The 19,565-nt window shown below is 38.0% G+C and carries 22 protein-coding genes; 4 read left to right on the forward strand and 18 right to left on the reverse strand.

From position 1 onward, the window contains the following. Window position 1: 1 nt before the first annotated feature. From essB to lepB, 8 genes are all read right to left on the reverse strand, one after another. Window positions 2-1,312, reverse strand: a complete 1,311-nt coding sequence (gene essB / locus JOC83_RS09395) for a type VII secretion protein EssB (RefSeq protein ID WP_205186530.1) — start codon at window positions 1,310-1,312, stop codon at window positions 2-4. A 14-nt stretch (window positions 1,313-1,326) separates the two neighbouring features. Continuing rightward, window positions 1,327-1,566 carry an ESX secretion system protein YukD gene (gene yukD, locus JOC83_RS09400; RefSeq protein WP_205186531.1) on the reverse strand — a complete coding sequence of 80 codons (240 nt, stop codon included), beginning with the start codon at window positions 1,564-1,566 and terminating at the stop codon, window positions 1,327-1,329. 88 nt (window positions 1,567-1,654) lie between these two features. Continuing rightward, window positions 1,655-1,948, reverse strand: coding sequence for a WXG100 family type VII secretion target (locus JOC83_RS09405; RefSeq protein ID WP_110112141.1), 294 nt, complete (start codon window positions 1,946-1,948; stop codon window positions 1,655-1,657). A gap of 215 nt (window positions 1,949-2,163) precedes the next feature. Further along, the gene (locus JOC83_RS09410) at window positions 2,164-3,018 is read right to left on the reverse strand and encodes a C40 family peptidase (RefSeq protein WP_205186532.1); all 855 of its coding nucleotides are present in this window, start codon (window positions 3,016-3,018) and stop codon (window positions 2,164-2,166) included. Between the two features lie 183 nt (window positions 3,019-3,201). Then, window positions 3,202-5,118 carry an S-layer homology domain-containing protein gene (locus tag JOC83_RS09415; RefSeq protein WP_239583439.1) on the reverse strand — a complete coding sequence of 639 codons (1,917 nt, stop codon included), beginning with the start codon at window positions 5,116-5,118 and terminating at the stop codon, window positions 3,202-3,204. 136 nt (window positions 5,119-5,254) lie between these two features. Next, the gene (locus JOC83_RS09420; protein WP_205186533.1) at window positions 5,255-6,181 is read right to left on the reverse strand and encodes a ring-cleaving dioxygenase; all 927 of its coding nucleotides are present in this window, start codon (window positions 6,179-6,181) and stop codon (window positions 5,255-5,257) included. 179 nt (window positions 6,182-6,360) lie between these two features. After that, window positions 6,361-6,567, reverse strand: a complete 207-nt coding sequence (locus JOC83_RS09425) for a hypothetical protein (protein WP_205186534.1) — start codon at window positions 6,565-6,567, stop codon at window positions 6,361-6,363. A gap of 132 nt (window positions 6,568-6,699) precedes the next feature. Continuing rightward, window positions 6,700-7,257 carry a signal peptidase I gene (gene lepB / locus JOC83_RS09430; RefSeq protein ID WP_205186536.1) on the reverse strand — a complete coding sequence of 186 codons (558 nt, stop codon included), beginning with the start codon at window positions 7,255-7,257 and terminating at the stop codon, window positions 6,700-6,702. A gap of 190 nt (window positions 7,258-7,447) precedes the next feature. Here lepB and JOC83_RS09435 point away from each other — a divergent pair, with 190 nt between their 5' ends. Next, window positions 7,448-8,107: a hypothetical protein gene (locus JOC83_RS09435; protein WP_205186538.1), complete on the forward strand. Its 660-nt coding sequence runs from the start codon at window positions 7,448-7,450 to the stop codon at window positions 8,105-8,107. Window positions 8,108-8,329: 222 nt separating this feature from the next. Further along, entirely contained in the window at window positions 8,330-9,430 is a 1,101-nt protein-coding gene (locus tag JOC83_RS09440) for an AI-2E family transporter (RefSeq protein ID WP_205186540.1), read from the forward strand. Window positions 9,431-9,491: 61 nt separating this feature from the next. Here the strand turns inward: JOC83_RS09440 and JOC83_RS09445 are convergent, their stop codons facing one another. The 5 genes from JOC83_RS09445 to JOC83_RS09465 all read right to left on the reverse strand — a co-directional run bounded on the left by JOC83_RS09445 (window position 9,492) and on the right by JOC83_RS09465 (window position 13,867). Next, window positions 9,492-10,196, reverse strand: a complete 705-nt coding sequence (locus JOC83_RS09445; RefSeq protein WP_205186542.1) for an ABC transporter ATP-binding protein — start codon at window positions 10,194-10,196, stop codon at window positions 9,492-9,494. Then, window positions 10,193-11,281, reverse strand: a complete 1,089-nt coding sequence (locus tag JOC83_RS09450; protein ID WP_205186544.1) for an ABC transporter permease — start codon at window positions 11,279-11,281, stop codon at window positions 10,193-10,195. Before JOC83_RS09450 ends, JOC83_RS09445 begins: the two co-directional genes overlap by 4 nt. Window positions 11,282-11,356: 75 nt before the next feature. Further along, the gene (locus JOC83_RS09455; RefSeq protein WP_205186546.1) at window positions 11,357-12,736 is read right to left on the reverse strand and encodes a sensor histidine kinase; all 1,380 of its coding nucleotides are present in this window, start codon (window positions 12,734-12,736) and stop codon (window positions 11,357-11,359) included. Further along, window positions 12,736-13,410 (reverse strand): response regulator transcription factor, encoded by a 675-nt coding sequence (locus JOC83_RS09460; RefSeq protein WP_205186548.1) that lies wholly within the window; start codon window positions 13,408-13,410, stop codon window positions 12,736-12,738. Before JOC83_RS09460 ends, JOC83_RS09455 begins: the two co-directional genes overlap by 1 nt. A gap of 298 nt (window positions 13,411-13,708) precedes the next feature. Continuing rightward, window positions 13,709-13,867 carry a hypothetical protein gene (locus JOC83_RS09465; protein WP_205186550.1) on the reverse strand — a complete coding sequence of 53 codons (159 nt, stop codon included), beginning with the start codon at window positions 13,865-13,867 and terminating at the stop codon, window positions 13,709-13,711. A 213-nt stretch (window positions 13,868-14,080) separates the two neighbouring features. Here JOC83_RS09465 and JOC83_RS09470 point away from each other — a divergent pair, with 213 nt between their 5' ends. Together JOC83_RS09470 and safA are read left to right on the forward strand one after the other, a co-directional pair. Next, entirely contained in the window at window positions 14,081-14,770 is a 690-nt protein-coding gene (locus tag JOC83_RS09470; RefSeq protein ID WP_205186553.1) for an FHA domain-containing protein, read from the forward strand. Between the two features lie 227 nt (window positions 14,771-14,997). Next, window positions 14,998-15,624: a SafA/ExsA family spore coat assembly protein gene (gene safA / locus JOC83_RS09475; RefSeq protein WP_205186558.1), complete on the forward strand. Its 627-nt coding sequence runs from the start codon at window positions 14,998-15,000 to the stop codon at window positions 15,622-15,624. A gap of 53 nt (window positions 15,625-15,677) precedes the next feature. Here the strand turns inward: safA and JOC83_RS09480 are convergent, their stop codons facing one another. From JOC83_RS09480 to JOC83_RS09500, 5 genes are all read right to left on the reverse strand, one after another. Then, window positions 15,678-15,860, reverse strand: a complete 183-nt coding sequence (locus JOC83_RS09480; RefSeq protein ID WP_205186559.1) for a hypothetical protein — start codon at window positions 15,858-15,860, stop codon at window positions 15,678-15,680. Window positions 15,861-15,914: 54 nt separating this feature from the next. Further along, window positions 15,915-17,162 (reverse strand): MFS transporter, encoded by a 1,248-nt coding sequence (locus tag JOC83_RS09485; RefSeq protein WP_239583440.1) that lies wholly within the window; start codon window positions 17,160-17,162, stop codon window positions 15,915-15,917. Window positions 17,163-17,306: 144 nt separating this feature from the next. Further along, a complete protein-coding gene (locus JOC83_RS09490) occupies window positions 17,307-17,861 on the reverse strand; it encodes a sugar O-acetyltransferase (protein WP_205186560.1) in 555 nt (184 codons plus the stop codon). A 10-nt stretch (window positions 17,862-17,871) separates the two neighbouring features. Next, window positions 17,872-18,981 carry a DUF1349 domain-containing protein gene (locus JOC83_RS19995; protein WP_239583441.1) on the reverse strand — a complete coding sequence of 370 codons (1,110 nt, stop codon included), beginning with the start codon at window positions 18,979-18,981 and terminating at the stop codon, window positions 17,872-17,874. A 198-nt stretch (window positions 18,982-19,179) separates the two neighbouring features. Continuing rightward, window positions 19,180-19,395, reverse strand: a complete 216-nt coding sequence (locus JOC83_RS09500; protein ID WP_205186561.1) for an RNA chaperone Hfq — start codon at window positions 19,393-19,395, stop codon at window positions 19,180-19,182. Window positions 19,396-19,565 lie beyond the last annotated feature (170 nt).

Raw genomic sequence — 19,565 nt, forward strand, 5'->3', positions numbered from 1 at the left:
CTTATGATGGATTTGGATTTTCGGCTGCCGGCTCTTGCGGTACTGGTTGATCAGTAGCTGGCTGTTTCGGCTCTTCAACTGGTGGTGTCGCTTGTTTCTTTGGAGCTGTCTGAGCAGGCGCTTCTTCTTCTGACTCTTTATTACCCTCTTCTTGCTCACGCTTAATTTCATCTTTGAATTCATCAAGTTCTCGGCGCGCTTCGTCTAATTTTTTCTGACGCTCGTCTGAAGACAACTTCTCATTTGACTTCAATTCAATGACGTATGTATTTAACGCCGTAATAATTAAATCTCGTTCATCTAACGCTCGAGCAATTTCTAACGCAGCTTCTCCTTCTCCTCGTCCAATATGAATCCAATAAGCAAAATAGCTTGGATCAGATTGAAGCGTCAAAGCATTCAAGATATTTTCTGTGGCCACATCAGAGAAGTTTTTATTCATGACGTATGAATAAGCTAATTCATATTGAACAACTGCCGGCATGTCTTCTACTTTATAGTTATCTAACTCATCTGCTACACCGCTATACTTTTGCTGAATGAACGCTTCGTTTGCTTGCATAAATGCTTCTTGTTTCGGCTGCTGAAAGAAAAGGTTATAAGCCATGTAGCCAAGTGCAGGCACAAGGAGAATCCCTACTCCAATGGAACTGTAGCGTAGCCAGTTCCACTTCTTTTTAGGTAGCTTAACAAGTAATTGATCGTGACTTTCTAATTCATCAATTCGACGTTGAATAAACACTTCAAGCTCTTTTATGCTTTTGCTATTCATGATTTGATGAGCGTCTTCAGATAACTGTAACGTTTGATACTGTGTTAAATAGTGATAAAATGAATGTTTCGCATCAACAGTCGCTGCAACGGTCGCTTTTAATTCAAGAAATAAACGATCTTCTTCCTTTTCGTAAGGTGGAAGGCTTTCTTTTACTCCATAATGCAAGAAAAAAGGAGTGAATCCTTTGTCGTATACAATGTTTTCTGGACACACAATGAGATGAAGGCGTGTATAAACATGCTGTTCAACCTTCTTCACTAGTTGATAGCTTAAAATCCAGCGCTGAATAGACTGAGCTCTGTTTATATAGTGAAACGGCTTAAAGCTGCTAGGTGTTTGAATCTTAACCGTCAGTTCATTGTCGTTCATTAATATATCGCATGTGAAAAACGAATGAACTTCCTTTAACATTTCCATTTCAAGAATATGATTCATACGTGTTTTCTCTTTTTGAAAGGTGAACGAATAGCTTTCATTCTCTCTCGTCATAACAGCTTCGATTTGCTGTTCTAAGTAAGTTACCTTCTTCTCAGACATTTGAACAAACTCCCTCAAAGAATTTCAATACAATCACCGGTTTTGATGTTGCAATCAATCAGCTTCTCATTTCCCGAAAGAACCATTTTTTTATTTGGGACTCTCACCCAATATCCATCACGCGGCGCCTGGGAAATGGTTTTCGTCTGCCAAACAATATCAATGACTTTCTTAATAGAATGATAGTTTGATAGACGAAGATCGAATCGCTCTCCTGTGTAATGCTTTAAATCAATCGTAATTTCAATATACATGTGCACTCACCTCAAAACATGGAAAGAGCGCCTTCATCACTGAATTCGGCGCTCCTTTGACATTTCATTAGATTTTTCAGATGAAGGGTTAACCGCGAATTTGGCTAGCGATTTGGTTGTCTGTATCTTCAAGAATGTTTGCAGAGTCACCTAATTGTTTAGAAATGTCTGCAAGTAAGTTAGCCATTTGTACGAATGAAGGTTTTAACTCTTCGTATTGTGCTGCGAATGCATCACTTGAAGCACCTTCCCACATATCTTGTAATTGGCTTTTCATTGAATCAAGACGAGCAACTAACTCTTGTACTTGACCACTTTCATTGTTGTAACGTGATGCCATGTCTCGAAGTTCAGCTGGTGTAACGCGAATAATTCCTGACATTCTTCATCTCTCCTTTAGTTATGTATTTACTATAATTGTAAAAAAAGTGTCGCTGTTGGTCAAAGGTTCTTAGCAAACTCATAAAAAATGAGTATATATATCTACGTATACCACCTTTAAAAGGAAGCTAAACCATAAAAAACCAATCTTTTTTTCATATTTACTTTTTTGTTTTCGGGAATATCGACATAATTAATCAGAATATTTAAAAATAATTACTTTTCATTTGTGATTCGTTTTGCTCCCGCGTATTTATCCGCCCAGTAGCTGTCAACTTTATAGTTGGTAATACGAACGCCTTCTGATAGGGTAACATGAATCACATAGTCCCCACCAATGTAAATAGCTGGATTTAAAATAGATGTTTGAAAGAAAACAATATCTCCTATTTCCAACTTATCTTTCGTGATATAGTCTCCAGCCGCCCATTGACTATCTGCATACCTTGGAATATCCATCCCTTTTGCTTCTTTAAATACATATTGCACAAATCCTGAGGTATCAAAACCTTCTGATGTCGTTCCGCCTTTTTTATACTCTGTACCAATATGCTTCATGCTTTCTTTGACAATAGCGCTTTCGCTTGCAACGTCTAATCCTTCATATCTTTTGGCACCTGTGTATTTCTCCGTCCAATACGAACTTGTTAATCTTGCAATCTCAATACCTCGTTCACTATGCGCATGAATAAATTCATCATTTCCTAGGTAAATCCCGCTATGAGAGATACCTTCACGATATGTATTACTGAAGAATACCACATCTCCGGCTTGCAAATTCGATTTCGTTATAGATTCTCCTACTTGCCATTGCTGATCGGTGGAACGAGGTAAATAGACCCCCACTGACTCAAATACATATTGCACAAATCCAGAGCAATCAAAGCCGCTTGGTGTCTCTCCTCCAAATAGATAAGGTGTACCTAGTAATGACTTTGCTGTACTGACCACTTCGCTTGAGTCAAATGCTGCTTCTACATGTGTTGTCTCAACAAATGAATGACCTTCATAGATGGGAAGCAATAACCCCATCCCAACAATACCTGCTACTACTGTTTTACGAATATTCATGTATCTTTTTCCTCTCTTTCCATCGGTTTACCCTCTCATAGTTTAGCAGACACATAAACGAACGGTAGAACTCTTTTTGGTTTTTTACACACTTGTAACATGACAGGTAGCACATTCCCATTTATGGTCCTATCATCCAATTCAACAAAAAAAGCATCGTGAACTCACGATGCTTTTTAATCATTATTTTACACCTGCAATTAAAGATCGACGTACAAACGAAATGAATTGAGCATTGCTTGTGTGCTGAGATGGTCGATACTCTGTATTTGGTGTCGTTACTTTATTAGCTAGTAACGTTGAGATATATTCTTTTGACCATTGATCTTGCTTAATATCTTTAAAGGGAAGTTGCTCGCTCCCTGTTAATTCGAATGCATTCACTAAGATTTTTGCCATTTGTTCTCTCGTTAAATAACTAGTAGGGTTAAACTTTCCGTTTGAACCGCTAAAGATGCCTGCATCTACAACCGTTGCGACAATATCATATCCAAGCTGACCGGGCTTCATATCTCGTAAATTCGGATTAGGACGATTCACTGTTGAGAGATTTAATGCGTTTACAAGTACCGTTGCAGCTTCTAATCTCGTAGTCTTGTATTCCGGTCGAAATATTCCACTACTTCCCTTTACAACATTACTATAATACATCTGCATGACATCATGATGAGCCCAATGGGAACTCGGTACATCGTTAAACGTTGGCTTTGTTATGTTAGCCGTTTGTGTGCTTTTTGGAATCGTTAACGTGTATTGATCGCCTGAAATTGTACGCTGCTTCTTCCCTTGCTTACCAGATTGATACGTCACTCTAAACGTATACTGACCAGGTGCAAGGTTTTTTGGTAATGATAGTTGTAGCTGCTCTGGATAACTCGACTTGTTCGGCTCTATTCCTACTACATACTTTTCATATGTCTTTATCACTTTTCCTGATGGATTGATGATTTCTGCTTTCATTGTTCCGCGGCTGACGATGTTTCCTTTATTTTTGGCTGTCATCGTTCCGTACACAATATAATCAGCACTTCTTGGATACGCGCGCACGTTCGTTAGAGCGATGGTTGTGTTTTGGTCAGTTGGTTGATATGTTGACTTTTTAGCGGCCGTCCAATCCACTGATTTTTGAATAAACGTTTGTAATTGTTCTCCACCAACCAAGCCCTCCCACGCCTTATTAGTCACTTCCTTAATTCCTTTAGGGCTCGTCATTTCCCACTCAGTTGAACCTTGTGAAGCAACTTCTAAGTAGTCAATCAAACTAAAGCCAATCCATACCGCTTTTCCTTTTCCGTATTCAATGGCATATGCCGCACCAGTATTCACTGGTGTATGCTCACGAACAGATGAAAAGCCAATTTTATTATAATGAAGTAAAGGTGTCACTTTACTGTTTGGATACGGTTTAATGACCTCAATCCAATCACCGCTATAATGAAATTTTTCCATTCGATTATTTTCTATTTGCAGCGAAGTCTTCCCATGTGCTTTTAACGTTTCTTGAATGATGGGATGATTGCTTGCGTTCGTCATTTCATAATTTCCTATTACGACATCATTCACAAAGCCTGACTGAAGCACTTCACTGACATTGTCCCACTCCCAAACCCATGTTTTTGTATCATAAATTAGAGCGGTAATATCCATCTCCGTTTCTTTGTGAGGGAACCTAGCACTTTCATTACGGGCAAATGCAAATGCCATAATTGCTCCGCCACCATCTTTTATGTATTGCTTCACAGCGCCGCGTTGTTCATACGACATCATCACCGTGTTTGGAAACACAAGTGTATCAAACTTCGCTAATGCTTTCGCATCTTTTAACTGCTGATCATTAACATATTCAACGTCATAGCCTAATTTCTCAAGCATCACCTTCATTTTAATGCGCTTGTTTTTTACAGAAGACGTTAATCCTTTTGGTACAACGGTTTGACCTTGATACGTTCCTCCTGGTCTTTCAATATACGGATATAATTCACTAAAATGGGAAGCCACAACTCCTACTTTCGTTGTCGGTTCAGCTTTTACTTCATGCTGCTTATGCGGTGTCACCACAAATGCACAAACGATCATAAATACAATAATAAGCTTTTTCAATTACTAACCCCTCTTTCACATTAGAAAATATTACCACATTATTATCGGATAAAAGAGAAGATTTGTTAAGACTTTTTTCCTATTCGCAACAAAAAAACCTTCGTCTATTTATATAAATAGACGAAGGTTTTTAAGCTCAGCGAGGTACCTTTACCGGAATTAAAATGTCTTCAATTTGTTGGCGGTGTGGCTCATATTGCGGTGGAAGTTTTAAGTTATCACCTAACTGTTCGAACGGTTCATCGATTAAGAAGCCTGGTGGATCTGTTGCAATTTCAAACAAGATTTCACCATGTTCTCTGAAATAAATCGCATTAAAGTAATTTCGGTCTTGAACGGGTGTCACACCGTAACCATTTTGCTCTACATGCGATTTCCAATCTAGCTGATTCTCATCATCTTCTGCTCGCCATGCAATATGATGCACAGTTCCAGCACCCATTAATCCACGTGTCGTAACCGATGTGTCGATGTCAACCATGTTTCCAAGGTCACTAGGTGTACGAAAGCGAATGATGCTGCCTTCTTCTCCAACTCGCTCCATGCCTAAAACATGTTCAAGTAAATGAGCTGTTTTTTCAGGCTGTGATGAATAAAGCGTTGCACCACCAAATCCTTTTATCGCTTCATCTTTTGTAATGGTATCGTGTGTCCACTCATTTTTCTTCCCAAGCTCACGAGCTACAATTTCTACTTTTAATCCATGTGGGTCTTCAAAAAGAAGAGACTCTTCACCAAAGCGCTCTTGCTTCTCAAACGGTACATGATGCTTTTCTAATCGTTCCATCCAAAACGGTAGTGCTCCAACTGGTACAACAAACGATGTTACACCTACTTGACCTGTTCCAATGCGACCTTGACGCGCGTTCTCCCATGGAAAGAATGTCATAATGGTACCCGGTGTTCCTGCTTCATCTCCGAAATATAAATGATAAGTTCCTGGATCATCAAAGTTAACCGTTTTTTTAATCATACGTAAACCTAATACACCTGCATAAAAATCAATGTTCTCTTGTGGATGTCCCACTACGGCTGAAATATGGTGAATACCTGCTGTTTTCATCTTTTATTCCCCTTCCTTTTGCTTATCTATTCATTGTTCCTGATTGTTTCAACTTTTACTTCATATCGTTAATTAAAATAATTTCAATTCGAGATATTATTTTATTGTTATTATCTCGAATTCAAGATAATTGTATAATAAAAAAACATATGTGTCAACGTACCCATATGTTTTTCTCCTTACATCGTTTTTTGGATCATATATGACGTCATCTTCTTTGAAGCAAATAATGCTCCAGCAACGCCAATTAAAAAGACCGTAATCATTAATCCAATTTCATAGAATGTCTCTAACGGAACAAAAAATGCAATGTATTTAAAGATTTCATCCCAGCAAACCGTCATTGAAATGGCAGATATGGTAAAGAAAACACGGCCTCTTTTCATCTCTCGTCCCTCCTAAAAACAAAAAACCCCACAGAAAATCTGGGGTTATTCAACAGTAGTACACCGAATAATGATAAAAGACTATAAAATTAATATACCAGAATTTTCTTACTATGTCCACAAAAAAGAAGATTAATTTGTACTTCTTGCTTCCTTCATTGGAAAGAAGACGAATTCACTTTTGCCAACAATATCTTTTTGCCAAATAAGACCTAATCCATTCCGGCTATCCATACTGCGCAAACGATTGTCACCCATTACAAAAAATTGCTGCTCTGGTACTTCGATTGGACCAAAATCACCCGTTAGGCGCATGCCTTGAGTATTTGCTGTTTCTTTATACGCAGAAAGGTACGGTTCTTGGACTAATTTATCATTCACATACAATTGATCATCTTTCATTTGAACAATATCTCCCGGTAAGCCAATCACTCGTTTCACATAATGAGTTTGTTGTTTTTCATCTTTAATAATGACAATTTCTTGTCGCTCAATATCACTCATCATAAATGCTAGTTTATTGACAAATAGACGTTCATTATCATAAAGCGTCGGTTCCATCGATGCACCATCAACCAAGTATGGTGCAAATAAAAATGTTTTAATCAATAAAAAAAGACCAACTGAAAGTAAAATGGATTTCACCCATGAAAAGAAGGATTCTTTTTCTTGCTTCTTGTTGTCTATCATGTTTTCTCTCCTTTATCATGCTTATCATAAGCAGTACTCATGTCCTCATTTGTTCTCTTCATGTCTATTCGCCACTCTACTCATAAAGTCCTTTTTTCAGACAGATGATTTTCTTATTTAAAATGAAGTATAATCTTCTATTAATAAAGGAAAATAAATGTAAATACCCGTTATGTAAGGAGTAATGCTGATGTTACGAAAACAACTTGTTTTTTCTCTGCTTTTTCTTCTTTTTAGTAGTGGAATCGTCCATGCTGACGAACCTTTTCATTATCAATATGAACCAGAAAAACTGTACAACATTCTCCAAATGAGTGAAGCTGAATTTGAAAAGCAATGGAAAAGCGGCAAAACGATTAAAGAAATTGGTGAAGCAAATGGGATTGATGAGCAAACCATCATTATAGCTCTTTCAAAGGATCAATTTAAACAATTAAATGCTGCTTTAAAAACAAATAAAATTACGTATGACTATTATTGTGATTATGCAATGTCCATGATGAAAGATGATATTTTATCGTTTGTTCATTCTAGTACAAAAAAGGATGAAGAGACAACAACCAATAAGCCGCTTAAAACATTAACTGGTGAAACAAAAAGTTGGAAAGGCACGGTTGAGTTTGTAGAAGAGAACGGTGAAGTAAAAAGCTATACGACGGTTCAACCGATTGGCGAAACGAGTAGCGATCATATTATTTCCGTTGATACATTGCTTGGAAACAACTTGAAGACATACGATGTAAAAGATATAAAAGCCGTTGAAAAAGACATTACATTTGCCACCATCGAAGTAAAATGGAAAGAAAACAACGAAAATAAAAAAGAAACGATTGTTGTGAAAGGAAACTAACGATACACAGTTAGCCGTTACAATCCCTTGCTTACAAAATCCAGCAAATTGTTGGATAGAGAAGCAAGGGATAGTTCGTTAAACCGGCCCTTTTAATCGCTATTAATTTCTATGGTTCGTCTCGTCCCCTTCTTCTCAGTATGTTTTCCACGTGCACATGTTTTCTTTTTTGTTTGAAGGGTAATAATTGACGTATGCATTTCACTAGATTGGAGGGATCTTATGACAAAATCTAAGGTTCAATTTTGGACAATTCAACTCGTGTTAATAGCCCTTTTTATTTATTTATGTACAAAAATTTCGTTCGTCTTTGAACCAATTGTCATTTTCTTCACAACGCTCTTTTTTCCAATTCTCGTTTCAGGATTTTTGTATTTCTTGTTTAGTCCAATTGTGTTTTTTTTAGAGCGAAAGCGCGTACCAAAAACCTTAGCGATTCTGATTTTGTACGCTATATTCGTTGGCATCATCACAACCTCAGTCGTCACACTTGGACCTGCTCTTTCAAAAGAAACAAATGAGTTTATTGATAAAATGCCTACATACGCAGAAGAAAGCCGCGAAGTGTTAGACAATGTTTCAGACACGAAAGGATTCAGATGGATTGTCGAACAAGAATACGTTTCACTGGATAAAATCGAAGAATCATTTCTTAATTTTTCAACCAATTTCACGCAACGATTAACAAACAGCGTGACGACTATTTTTAGTGTCTTAACAAATATTACACTGACCGTTGTGACCGTCCCTTTTATTTTGTTTTACATGTTAAAGGATGGCCACCGTCTACCGGAGCTTGTCGTAAAAGTGGTACCTGCTGCTTACAGAGAAGAAGGGTTACGAATCATTGATGAAACAACAGAAACACTAGCCACCTATATTCAAGGTCAAATGCTTGTTGCTTTGTTTGTCGGTGTATGTGCATCGATTGGCTACTTAATCATTGGCTTACCGTTTGCTCTTGCACTTGGGTTAATCGGAGCCGTCACAAACATCATTCCATACTTAGGACCATTTTTCGGAGCGGCACCAGCCGTTGTCATCGGACTGCTCGATTCACCAACAAAGGCCATGCTCGTCATTGTTGTCATGCTTGCTGTGCAACAACTAGAAGGAAACGTCATTTCTCCCCTTATTATGGGGCGAAAGCTAAACATCCACCCGTTGACTATCATCCTCTTGTTACTTGTTGCCGGAAATTTAGCTGGTATCTTAGGAATGATTCTAGCCATACCTGTGTATGCCATGACCAAAACGATTGTGTTAAACATTGTTCGACTCGTTAAATTACGAGCTCGTCACAAGTATGATCCTGCGCAATAGTATCATGAACGGTACCCCATTGGTTGACATCTTTACCAATGGGGTACCGTTTTTATAAACGTCACTTATTTTCATGTACAGATGTTTCCCTATGCTGAAGACTCAAGTGTCCGTCCATCATATCGTACACACGGTCACAAAGTGGCAAGACGGTTTCATCATGCGTGACCATAATAGCGGCTTTCTTTCTCTCTTTCACTTCTTTTGCAAGTAATTGAACAATCTCCCAGCTTCGTTCTGAGTCCAGACTCGCAGTAGGTTCATCTGCTAAAATAAGCGATGGATCATTCACAAACGCACGTGCAATTGCTACTCTCTGCTTCTCTCCACCTGACAATTGGTGAGCGTAATGAGTTTTGCGGTGACTCAATCCAACTGCTTCTACTAAGTCATCTATACGAGCACGATCTACTTTTTTATTCGCCATTTGCAGCATCAGTGCTAGCTGTTCATGTACGTTTAAATACGGAACTAAATGAGATGCTTGAAACACATAACCCATTTCATGCAAGCGAATATCTGCTGCTTCTTGTTCTTTTAATGAAGAAACATTTCGACCATTTATGAACATGTCTCCTCGATCAAATCCTTGAAGTAATCCGGCAATTGATAGAAATGTACTCTTCCCCGAACCAGATGGACCTAAAATGGCCACTAACTCACCTTTCATCGCTTGAAACGATATGCTGTTTAACACAGCGATTTCTTTGTCTCCATCTGTAAACGTTTTGGTTACATTGTGTAGCTGTAATGGTGCATGATTCATGATTCCGCCCTCCCCATTGCTGTTAATGGATCTGCCTGTACAATGTTATAGCTAGAAAGCAGCGAGCCAAATAGTGAGACTAGAAACAGCACGCCCGATAGCTTTATCATCATACTTGTATTTAACATAAACGGAATACCCGTTGGTAACACTTCTTGGATAAACTGCGTGCAGATAAGCGCTAACCCAATACTCGCTACCGATACTAACACCACTTGAACCATTGTAAGTGAAATCAAATAGCTATTTTTTGCTCCAAGTGCTTTTAAAATGCCAAACTGATTCATCTTTTGGATTGTCATAATGTAGAAGAAAGCACCTAGCACAAACACGGCGATGACAATTAAAAACGAAAGCATCATATAAAGAGAGGTTTGTTCTGCTGAATAACCTGGAATGTTTTGAATGACCTGATCCTGCTCAATCCAATCTCCATCGCCAAGCTGTGAATCAATTCCTTCTTTTACGAGCGGCTCATTATCATGAGTGACGAATGCATTATAAAAAACGTGTCCTTTTGCAGCCATTATGTCTTCCCATCCGTTTACGTTTATAAAGGCGACAGGTGTGTGACTATAGGTTTGCCCTTTCGTAAAACCAACGACTTTTAATGTCATATTAGCTTGTTCTTCATAAAACGTGTCTCCAATGTTAACGCCTTCTTCTTTTAACTTCTCCTCAACAACCACCGCATGAGAATGGTGCTTAGACAATGGTTTGCCTTCTGTTACCTCTGGATGTAGAAAGCTATCAAACTCAATACCCATCAGCGTCATATCTATCTTAGATTGATTAAATTCAAGTGAAACCATTTGAACACCTAATGGATCAATCGTTGACAGCTTCGTTATCTGTTCTTTTTGTTCTTTTGTAAACGCTGATCGATCTAGTCGCGCACTCGCATCTTCATTCATGTAAAAAGCTTGAGCGGACATGGTTTGAATGGAAGAAGCATTATCAGCAGATAAACCATTCGCTAGTCCGTTAATCATAAAAACGAGTAATGCAATGAAAAAGAGAATAAAACCAATAAGTAAATATTTAAGTTTAAAAAAGCGCATTTCCTTAAATGCAAGAGCCACCATCAAACATTCACCTTCCTGTTGTTCATTTCGTTCGTAAATGTACAAAACGAATATGAACGGAAAATGAATAACAGGTTACATTTTAGGAAGTAAGATTGTAAATGTGGCGCCTTTATTTTCTATACTTCTTACACGAACACTTCCACCGTGTAGCTTTACAATCGTCTGAACAATTGACAAACCGAGCCCTGTTCCTTCTATGTCTCGTGTTCTGGCAACATCCGCTCGGTAAAAACGCTCAAAGATTCGAGATTGTTCACTATGTGACAGGCCAATTCCTGTATCTTGTATTTCAACGGTGACAAATTTTGTTTCATCGACAGCTGACACAGTGATACTGCCATTTTCCACATTATACTTAATCGCATTTGACAGTAAATTGTCCCAGACAGCATAAAGCAGCTGTGGATCTCCATTCACTTCTACATCTTTAAAGGAATAACGAATCATGATATTCTTTTCACTCATCGCCCATTGATGTTGATGGATGACCTCCTTCAACTGCTGTGATAAAGAAAAGACTTTCTTTTCTACCAAATCTGTCTTTTGATCTAAGGAAGCAAGTAATAGTAATTGTTTTGTCATCAGAGACAAGCGGTAAATTTCACGATTCACAATGTCAATGTATTCTTTCTTTTCTTCGGTCGTTAACGAATGACCTTGGAGTAAGTCCATATAGCCACGAATAGTTGACAGCGGGGATTGAATATCATGTGAAATATTAGAAATAAATTCTTTGCGCATATCGTCTAATTGCTCAAGTTTACTCGCCATTTCTGTAAATCGATTGGCTAATGACCCAATCTCATCTTGTCGTTTAATATCAAGTTCAATGGAGAAGTCACCTTGTGCTAATTGCTTCGTTACGAACGTTAACTTTGAGATTGGCCTCACTAGAAAGTGCGTGTTGACAAGGACAAACCCGATGCTAAACACAATCGTCAGCAGTAACAGCCACCCAAATAATAGGTGTATTTCGTTAAAGAGCAGTTTAATATCTGGTCGCATAAAAAGTGCATACTGTTTATTATCATGCTCAAATGGAACGCCAACGGTATTTTTTAACTCATTAGCAAAAAAGCCTGTTACAAAAAATTCCTTTGGAAATAAAGCGATTCCATGATACCCTTTCCCTTGTAAGACTTGCTGTTGAACAGTAGTAGACAACGTTTGATCTCGAAACGGTGAACCGTAAAAAGCTGCGTCTCCCGTCTCATCTACTACATAGAGTTGATATCCAATTGAAGCGATATGTTCAAAATAACGTGCTAACGGTAATTGCTCTTGAGTCGTGATGTATTCAGTGATTTCTTGAGCAAATTTCATGTTCTTTAAATCATTTTCAGCTTTTAAGTTACGTTGATAATAGACATTGGAAAGGGCAAATGCGATGACGGCACTTCCTAACATAATGACAATGGTCGTCAACGTGAACTTACTATAAAGAGACCTCATCATTTCCTCGCCTCGAGTGAGTAGCCAATTCCACGCACGGTTTTAATCCGAAAATCATCTGTCACAGTAGAAAACCGACCTCTTAACCGTTTTATATGTACATCAATCGTTCGCTCATCACCTTCATAATCAATGCCCCATACATTTTCAATTAAATGATTTCGCGAAAATACTTGATTCGGATGCGATGCGAGTAAATAAAGCAGTTCAAACTCTTTTAGTGGCAATAAGAAAACATGCTCACCAACTTGAATTTCATAGCTTTTTTTATTAATCGTTGTTGAACCTACTGTTAAAACAGACTCACTTTCTTTTTCATACCTTCTTAATAAAGCCTTCATTCGAAACAGCAGCTCCTTTGGCTCAAATGGCTTTACAAGATAGTCATCTGTTCCTGCTTCGTATCCTTTTTCTTTATCATTAATTTCGCCTTTTGCTGTTAATAGAATGACGGGTAGATCAAAGTGTCTCCGTATTTCTTCCGTCAGGGCGTACCCATCCATCACCGGCATCATAATGTCAACAATCGCTAAATCAATGAACTCATTTTCTACCTTATGTAAAGCATCTTCTCCGTTTTTAGCTTGTATCACATAATAGCCTGCTTCTTGTAAATGAATGCTCACTACCTTTCGAATATGAGCATCATCATCAGCAATTAAAATTCTTCTCATTCAACTCTCTCCTTACATCGTTCCTACTAGCATAAGCAAATTTCTCCTTTATTAAAACGTACTCGTTGCCATGATTTACGTCAATTGACAGTCTTGTGAACGTTTTCGTTTTAAAAACAAAACATTCATGTTACATTAACAATTAGACATATTTTCCAATCGTGATAAATGGAGTGAAAGCAGATTTCCTCATTGACCGCTTCGAGGAATTACAAACCTATATTGAAAATGGCATACAAAAAAGCTAGAGGTTTTCTTCCCCTCTAGCTTTCTAGACTTGTAGAGCGTCATGCGCTTTTTATTTCGATTTATATAAAAGCATATCTAGCTTGCCATCTTTTAAAAACTTCACTGCTTTCTGTACGGCAGCTGCTTCCGATGGAGTTTTCCACGCAACGAGTAGAAGAGCAATCACAAAACTTACCGTAAGCCATAACTTCTTTCGCTTTTTTCTCATTTAGATTTCCTCCATTTATGTAACCGTGATGTTTTATATAAAATACTCATTAAAGTCGATGAATGATCTGAGTCATTAGTACGAACCTACTAAAAAAGGTATTATCCGAAACCGTAATTTGATATTATAAAATTTATCATTCTACCTCAATAGAATGAACATGATATTTACATAATAACATTCTGACAAATTAAAAAATGGAGAAGGTACGAAATGAACTCTTTCTATTTAATCGTCGAACAAGCGCCTCCTTTTGAGGCAGGGTCTTCGATTCCATTACAACTAACAAATATGATTATCGGTAGACAGCGAGATGATTGGACACCACAAATCGCACTCACGAATGCGTTTGTGTCTCGAAAACATGCTTGTCTTTATGTAGAAGAACATCAACTATTTATCATGGACTTAAATAGTAAACATGGAACAGAAGTGAATGGGGTAAAATTAGAGCCGCACGTCCCCGCTGCATTAAAGCCTTCTGATAAAATTACGCTCGCGAATGCGATGGTCTCTTTTTACCTTTCAACCAATTTGGATGAAACGATGGACCTTACACCTCTTTTGAACGAAACGCCACGTGTGTCATTGACACTCGAACCGATTAAACAAATGGTCTATGTAGACGATCAAACATATCCATTTTCATCAAAAGAATTTCAATTTTTAGAGATGCTGCTACGCCAACAAGAACAGTTCGTCTCCCAAGATGATCTTAAAAAGCGTGTATGGCCTGAGCGTCTTTTAGAAGATGAAGATGTACCAAACGTTGGCTCAGAAGAAATGGCCTCACTGCTTTATCGCATTCGGAAGCAACTAAAAGACTACATCACCATTGAATCCATTCGTGGAAAAGGCTACATTTTGCATGTAAATGAAAAAGTGGAGTATGCACCACGTTAGAAGGATACGTAAAAAACCATAGGAACACGTATATGTCCTACGGTTTTTTTCATTCAGTACTAGTTTCTCTCCCGCTACGTAAACACGGTGTGCTTGAAAGTCGATTTCCATGTGTCAAAGCAATGACCATTTGACCTATCCATCATCCTTTTATAAGGAAAAACTCACCGTTTTTTTAACAATATTTACAGCTATCAGTCTATTTAAAATTTTAATAGAATAAATGTATGAAAACTTTACAGAAATGTCTCATAACTTTATCGTTGTCCGTCCCTCTTGTTTTTGGTTTTAGTATCACACATTCAGAAGCTTCGACTACTCATACGGTGCAGTCTGGTGATACGATGTGGAAAATCGCTGTGAAATACCAAGTTGGGGTTGCCGAAATTATTAGCGCAAATCCTTCTGTTAAGAATGCAAATCTTATCTATCCTGGTCAGCAGCTAACCATTCCACAAAAGAATGCGACTAGAGCGGCTGAATTAAAAGTCGTAGATTTAGTCAATGTAGAAAGAGCTAAATACAACCTCCCTCCGTTAAAAGAAAACTGGGAATTATCAAGGGTAGCTCGCTTTAAGTCACAAGACATGATTGATAAAAATTATTTTAATCATAATTCTCCTACATACGGAAGTCCGTTTGATATGATTAAAAACTTTGGCATTCAGTATCGTGCAGCTGGAGAAAACATTGCTGCTGGTCAGCAAACGCCTGAAGATGTTGTGAAAGCATGGATGAACAGCGATGGTCATCGTAAAAACATCCTTTCTACTCAATACAAAGAAATTGGTGTAGGCTATGTAAAAGGCGGTTCATACGGTCATTACTGGACGCAAATGTTTATTTCTCGATAACATGACACAACAAAAAAGCCACGCTGTCTAACCATTCGACAACGTGGCTTTTGTTATGCTTGCTTGTTTGTGTGATGAATATATTTTACTAGCTTTGTAACACCCATCATGTTACACGTGACACTCCCGATTAAGACAATAACCCATAACGAAAACGGGACATTCACAAATAAGAGAATCAACAGCAGTACAATTCCAACAAGTACAAACCCCATTCCTTGACGCATAACTCTCATGATGCAAAACTCCTTTTACAACGATTGACTTTAACAAATTTCATTGATTGCTTTTTAACCTAAAATTATTTCTTCGCTACTCGTTACGACTTCATCGTCATTCACCGTTAAACGAGCTCGACTAACAAGTAACCATATCGCGGAAAGTAAAAGCAGCAAACCCGCTAGTAAAAATGAAAAACGGGGACCATATATATCTGTGATATAGCCCATTAACAGTGTCGCTAGTCCAAACGTTCCGAAGATAACAGATTCTTGAGCGGCATATACTTTCGACAACTTACTATCGCTTACACTCATTTGAACAAGTGTGTCTTGCCCAACAGCTTTTAGCACATTGGCAATTCCATAAGAGAGAGATAGAATGAGAGCAAGCCATGGTGTAGAGATTCCACTTAACAAAAGAGTGGCTCCACTTACGATGCATGCTCCTCCTACAATCACCATTTTTAGATGCTTCGTTAATAATTGACTATATTTCAAGCTCAGTGTGCCTGCAATCATACATCCAAGCGCAAAGCTTGCATTCATATATCCCCACCACTGCTCACCAACTTGAAGCACCTGCTCCACATACACATACATAATAGCTGCTACCCAAACGACATTCGCAATGGCCTCAATGAATTGAACACCACTAATCATTCGAAGAGAAGGTGTCTGCCAGATGATTCTCCAGCCTTCTTTCATGCCAGCTTGTCTAGAGCTTCGTTTCTCGTTTACTCTTTTATCATTGGGCACGCTCAAAAGAAACATCATCACGGTTGAGAGTACAAATAAGAAAAACGTAAGCCAAAGCACCCATTTCCCACCAATTAATGCAACGAATACACCCGAAGCTGCCCATCCTACTAATTGGATGATTTCAAAAATTGTCGCTAAAAATCCGTTTGCTTTTAAAAGCTGATTCCGCTCTACAAGCTGAGGGATGAGCGCATGTTGCGCAGGACTCGCCCAGCCGTCTAAAAATGCAATACCTATAACCATTACGAATAAGACTGCTAGCGGATAACTGCCTAGAAAAAAAGAGACGAACAGCACCATACTAAGCGCGAGTATTGTTTTTCCCAGCTGAGAATACGCAAGCAATCCTTTCAATGAATACCGATCTAAAAGAAGCGGTGCGAGAATTCCACTTAAGAACCGAGACGTTGTAATAAAAAAGGGTACAAGTGCCATATAAATGGCTGCACCTGTTTCAGCGTAAATAATCGCCATTATCCCTACAATGTAAAGTACATCAGCCGCATTTGCCAATGATTGCCCAATCCAAAGAAAACGGAATGATTGTTTGTTCACCATATTTTGTTCTCCCTTTCTCTATTCAATTGTCAGTTTTGAACAAATATGGTGAACATCACATTGGACTTTATGCCTCCCGAACAGTTAAATTATGTATATCATACCATAAAATAAGGAATGATTTGCTATTTTTCCAAAAATCACTTACAGATGTTTTATCACACGACAAGGATTTCCTACTGCAACTGTATTAGCGGGGATATCTTTTGTCACAACACTTCCTGCACCAATAACGGCATTGTCTCCAATTGTCACACCTGGATTAATGATTACTCCTCCCCCAACCCAAACGTTATCGCCAATTGTAACAGGTACACCTGACTCTAAGCCGGAGTTACGAGTCTCTGCATCTAGTGGATGTGTAGCTGTATAGATGTGAACACCGGGTGCAAACATGCAGTTTGATCCAATTCGAACTTCACACACGTCTAAAATGATGCAGTCAAAGTTAGCAAAAAAGTTTTCACCAACATGAATGTTTGAACCATAATCACAGCGAAAGGTTGGCTCTACATATACATTTTCTCCTGTTGACCCAAATAACTCTTTTAATAGTCTCTTGCGCTCTTCATATTGTGCTTCAGTTGTTTCGTTTACTAAACGCGTTAAGCGACGCGCATTCTCACGTTCTTTCACCAATTGCTCATCCCAAGGCTGGTACAACGCTCCTGCTAACATTTTCTCTTTTTCTGCTTTCATGAAGTACCTCCTAAACTAATAATTCTTTTATGATAAGCTCATCCACATGAACTTCATATCCATCTTTAATTGGACTACAACAATAAAAGCCGCACATTACTTCTTTAGCGTCATCATGCAAGTGCGCAACACGCAATTGAATCCATTCTGATTCAACTAGTGCATGAATGACATAATCTTTTCCTGTGCGAGTGATCCGAAACGTCAACTCCGTAACATTGCTCTGAATTGGCTGAGTTGACCAATCTGAATAGCCTAAATTTGTTACTACGGCTCCTAACTTAGCAGGATTATCTAGCTCATATTCCATAGAAGTCTTTATCCAATTCTCTTCATCAATTCGAATCATTAAGCCTGCTTGGTCAAACTGATGCTTTGGATTGAAGCGCACTTTTGTTGTCATAACGAAATCACGATCTGTATTTACATATAAAAAATGACCATTGTCGTTTTGAAATCCGTAGTGAGTACGTTGCCAGAAATCAGTAATGGGATCCGTCTTCACATATAAAGAACCGTTTTTAACGCTCCAAACTGATGGCTCATGTAACCAATTTAGCTGAGGATTTAATGAATCGTTAAATGTCTCATGTAAAATAATTTGTGGCCCTCTTTCAATACACTCATCACGAACAATGATCATATCAGCCTGTTCTTTTGGTGCATCAATAGAATATTGAATATCTTTCGCTATTTTCCAACTATCTTTATCCATTACTACATTACATTCATCCGCTCGAGAAAATCCAGTCTCATACGTACAATCTATCCATACTGTAAGATCATACATATCCCGATATAGATTTTTTAAAATAAAAAGTCCATCTACAACAACAATATCTACTTCTTTTTCTTTGAATGCTGCAATGTCCTCCATTTTGTTTTTTAATGAATGTTCATAAATGTATTTACCTGTATTTTTATCATTTAAGGCCTCTACTGATAAGTTGTACGACACAGGTACATGATGATGAATAACCGAGTAGCCATCTTCCTTCAATACATTCGTCATTTCTGTTGCCACTTGTTCATGCTCAGAAAAAAAGATACCGCTTACACCAATAAATAAAGGACCCTTTGCTTTTTTCTTACGATTAATTAACTCTAGCAACTTGTTCATATTAACTCTCCTTTGCAACCCATAACATACTATTAACGTAACAGGTTAAACGGTTAACCTAAAGGTAAAATTTTTTACTCTCCTTTTCTCTTACAATAACACACCCCTTGCCACTCTCTCCAGACCTATTGACGGAATATAGAAGACAAGGGATGGTAAAAGCGGAGTTCGGCTTAGCCTTTTAACATCATTTATGTATTATTTCTTTTGGTTACCTAAGTCAATTGTTGAAACGTTCGACTTTAATAGCATTTGTGTCACACCGTTCACTTCAAGATACAAATTGTATTGATCAAAGTGTTTTAATATACCTGTTAACCTAACACCATTGACGGTAAAAGCCGTTACTTGCTTGTTGATCACAGATTGTAACGTACGGTTTTGAATATCAAATTTACGCTGACCATTGCTCATCTTCTTGCCTCCTCTTTTGCTTCGTCTATCACTTTATTTACAATTAAAATCACCTTAAGCATGTTACCATTTCTCGTTATTGACATACAAGAGAGATTGGTCACGGTTTTATATCTTACTTTGTTTCGATAGAAATGATAAATTCCCTGCCTTTTTATTGATTTCACTCA

The organism is Priestia iocasae, from assembly GCF_016909075.1.
Classification (GTDB): Bacteria; Bacillota; Bacilli; order Bacillales; family Bacillaceae_H; genus Priestia; species Priestia iocasae.

What these genes read in the sequence shown, in the direction of transcription:
- essB (WP_205186530.1), bottom strand. Translation starts at nt 1,312, where the DNA reads ATGTCTGAGAAGAAGGTAACTTACTTAGAACAGCAAATCGAAGCTGTT.
- yukD (WP_205186531.1), bottom strand. Translation starts at nt 1,566, where the DNA reads ATGTATATTGAAATTACGATTGATTTAAAGCATTACACAGGAGAGCGA.
- JOC83_RS09405 (WP_110112141.1), bottom strand. Translation starts at nt 1,948, where the DNA reads ATGTCAGGAATTATTCGCGTTACACCAGCTGAACTTCGAGACATGGCA.
- JOC83_RS09410 (WP_205186532.1), bottom strand. Translation starts at nt 3,018, where the DNA reads ATGAATATTCGTAAAACAGTAGTAGCAGGTATTGTTGGGATGGGGTTA.
- JOC83_RS09420 (WP_205186533.1), bottom strand. Translation starts at nt 6,181, where the DNA reads ATGAAAACAGCAGGTATTCACCATATTTCAGCCGTAGTGGGACATCCA.
- JOC83_RS09425 (WP_205186534.1), bottom strand. Translation starts at nt 6,567, where the DNA reads ATGAAAAGAGGCCGTGTTTTCTTTACCATATCTGCCATTTCAATGACG.
- lepB (WP_205186536.1), bottom strand. Translation starts at nt 7,257, where the DNA reads ATGATAGACAACAAGAAGCAAGAAAAAGAATCCTTCTTTTCATGGGTG.
- JOC83_RS09435 (WP_205186538.1), top strand. Translation starts at nt 7,448, where the DNA reads ATGTTACGAAAACAACTTGTTTTTTCTCTGCTTTTTCTTCTTTTTAGT.
- JOC83_RS09440 (WP_205186540.1), top strand. Translation starts at nt 8,330, where the DNA reads ATGACAAAATCTAAGGTTCAATTTTGGACAATTCAACTCGTGTTAATA.
- JOC83_RS09445 (WP_205186542.1), bottom strand. Translation starts at nt 10,196, where the DNA reads ATGAATCATGCACCATTACAGCTACACAATGTAACCAAAACGTTTACA.
- JOC83_RS09450 (WP_205186544.1), bottom strand. Translation starts at nt 11,281, where the DNA reads ATGGTGGCTCTTGCATTTAAGGAAATGCGCTTTTTTAAACTTAAATAT.
- JOC83_RS09455 (WP_205186546.1), bottom strand. Translation starts at nt 12,736, where the DNA reads ATGAGGTCTCTTTATAGTAAGTTCACGTTGACGACCATTGTCATTATG.
- JOC83_RS09460 (WP_205186548.1), bottom strand. Translation starts at nt 13,410, where the DNA reads ATGAGAAGAATTTTAATTGCTGATGATGATGCTCATATTCGAAAGGTA.
- JOC83_RS09465 (WP_205186550.1), bottom strand. Translation starts at nt 13,867, where the DNA reads ATGAGAAAAAAGCGAAAGAAGTTATGGCTTACGGTAAGTTTTGTGATT.
- JOC83_RS09470 (WP_205186553.1), top strand. Translation starts at nt 14,081, where the DNA reads ATGAACTCTTTCTATTTAATCGTCGAACAAGCGCCTCCTTTTGAGGCA.
- safA (WP_205186558.1), top strand. Translation starts at nt 14,998, where the DNA reads ATGAAAACTTTACAGAAATGTCTCATAACTTTATCGTTGTCCGTCCCT.
- JOC83_RS09480 (WP_205186559.1), bottom strand. Translation starts at nt 15,860, where the DNA reads ATGAGAGTTATGCGTCAAGGAATGGGGTTTGTACTTGTTGGAATTGTA.
- JOC83_RS09485 (WP_239583440.1), bottom strand. Translation starts at nt 17,162, where the DNA reads ATGGTGAACAAACAATCATTCCGTTTTCTTTGGATTGGGCAATCATTG.
- JOC83_RS09490 (WP_205186560.1), bottom strand. Translation starts at nt 17,861, where the DNA reads ATGAAAGCAGAAAAAGAGAAAATGTTAGCAGGAGCGTTGTACCAGCCT.
- JOC83_RS19995 (WP_239583441.1), bottom strand. Translation starts at nt 18,981, where the DNA reads ATGAACAAGTTGCTAGAGTTAATTAATCGTAAGAAAAAAGCAAAGGGT.
- JOC83_RS09500 (WP_205186561.1), bottom strand. Translation starts at nt 19,395, where the DNA reads ATGAGCAATGGTCAGCGTAAATTTGATATTCAAAACCGTACGTTACAA.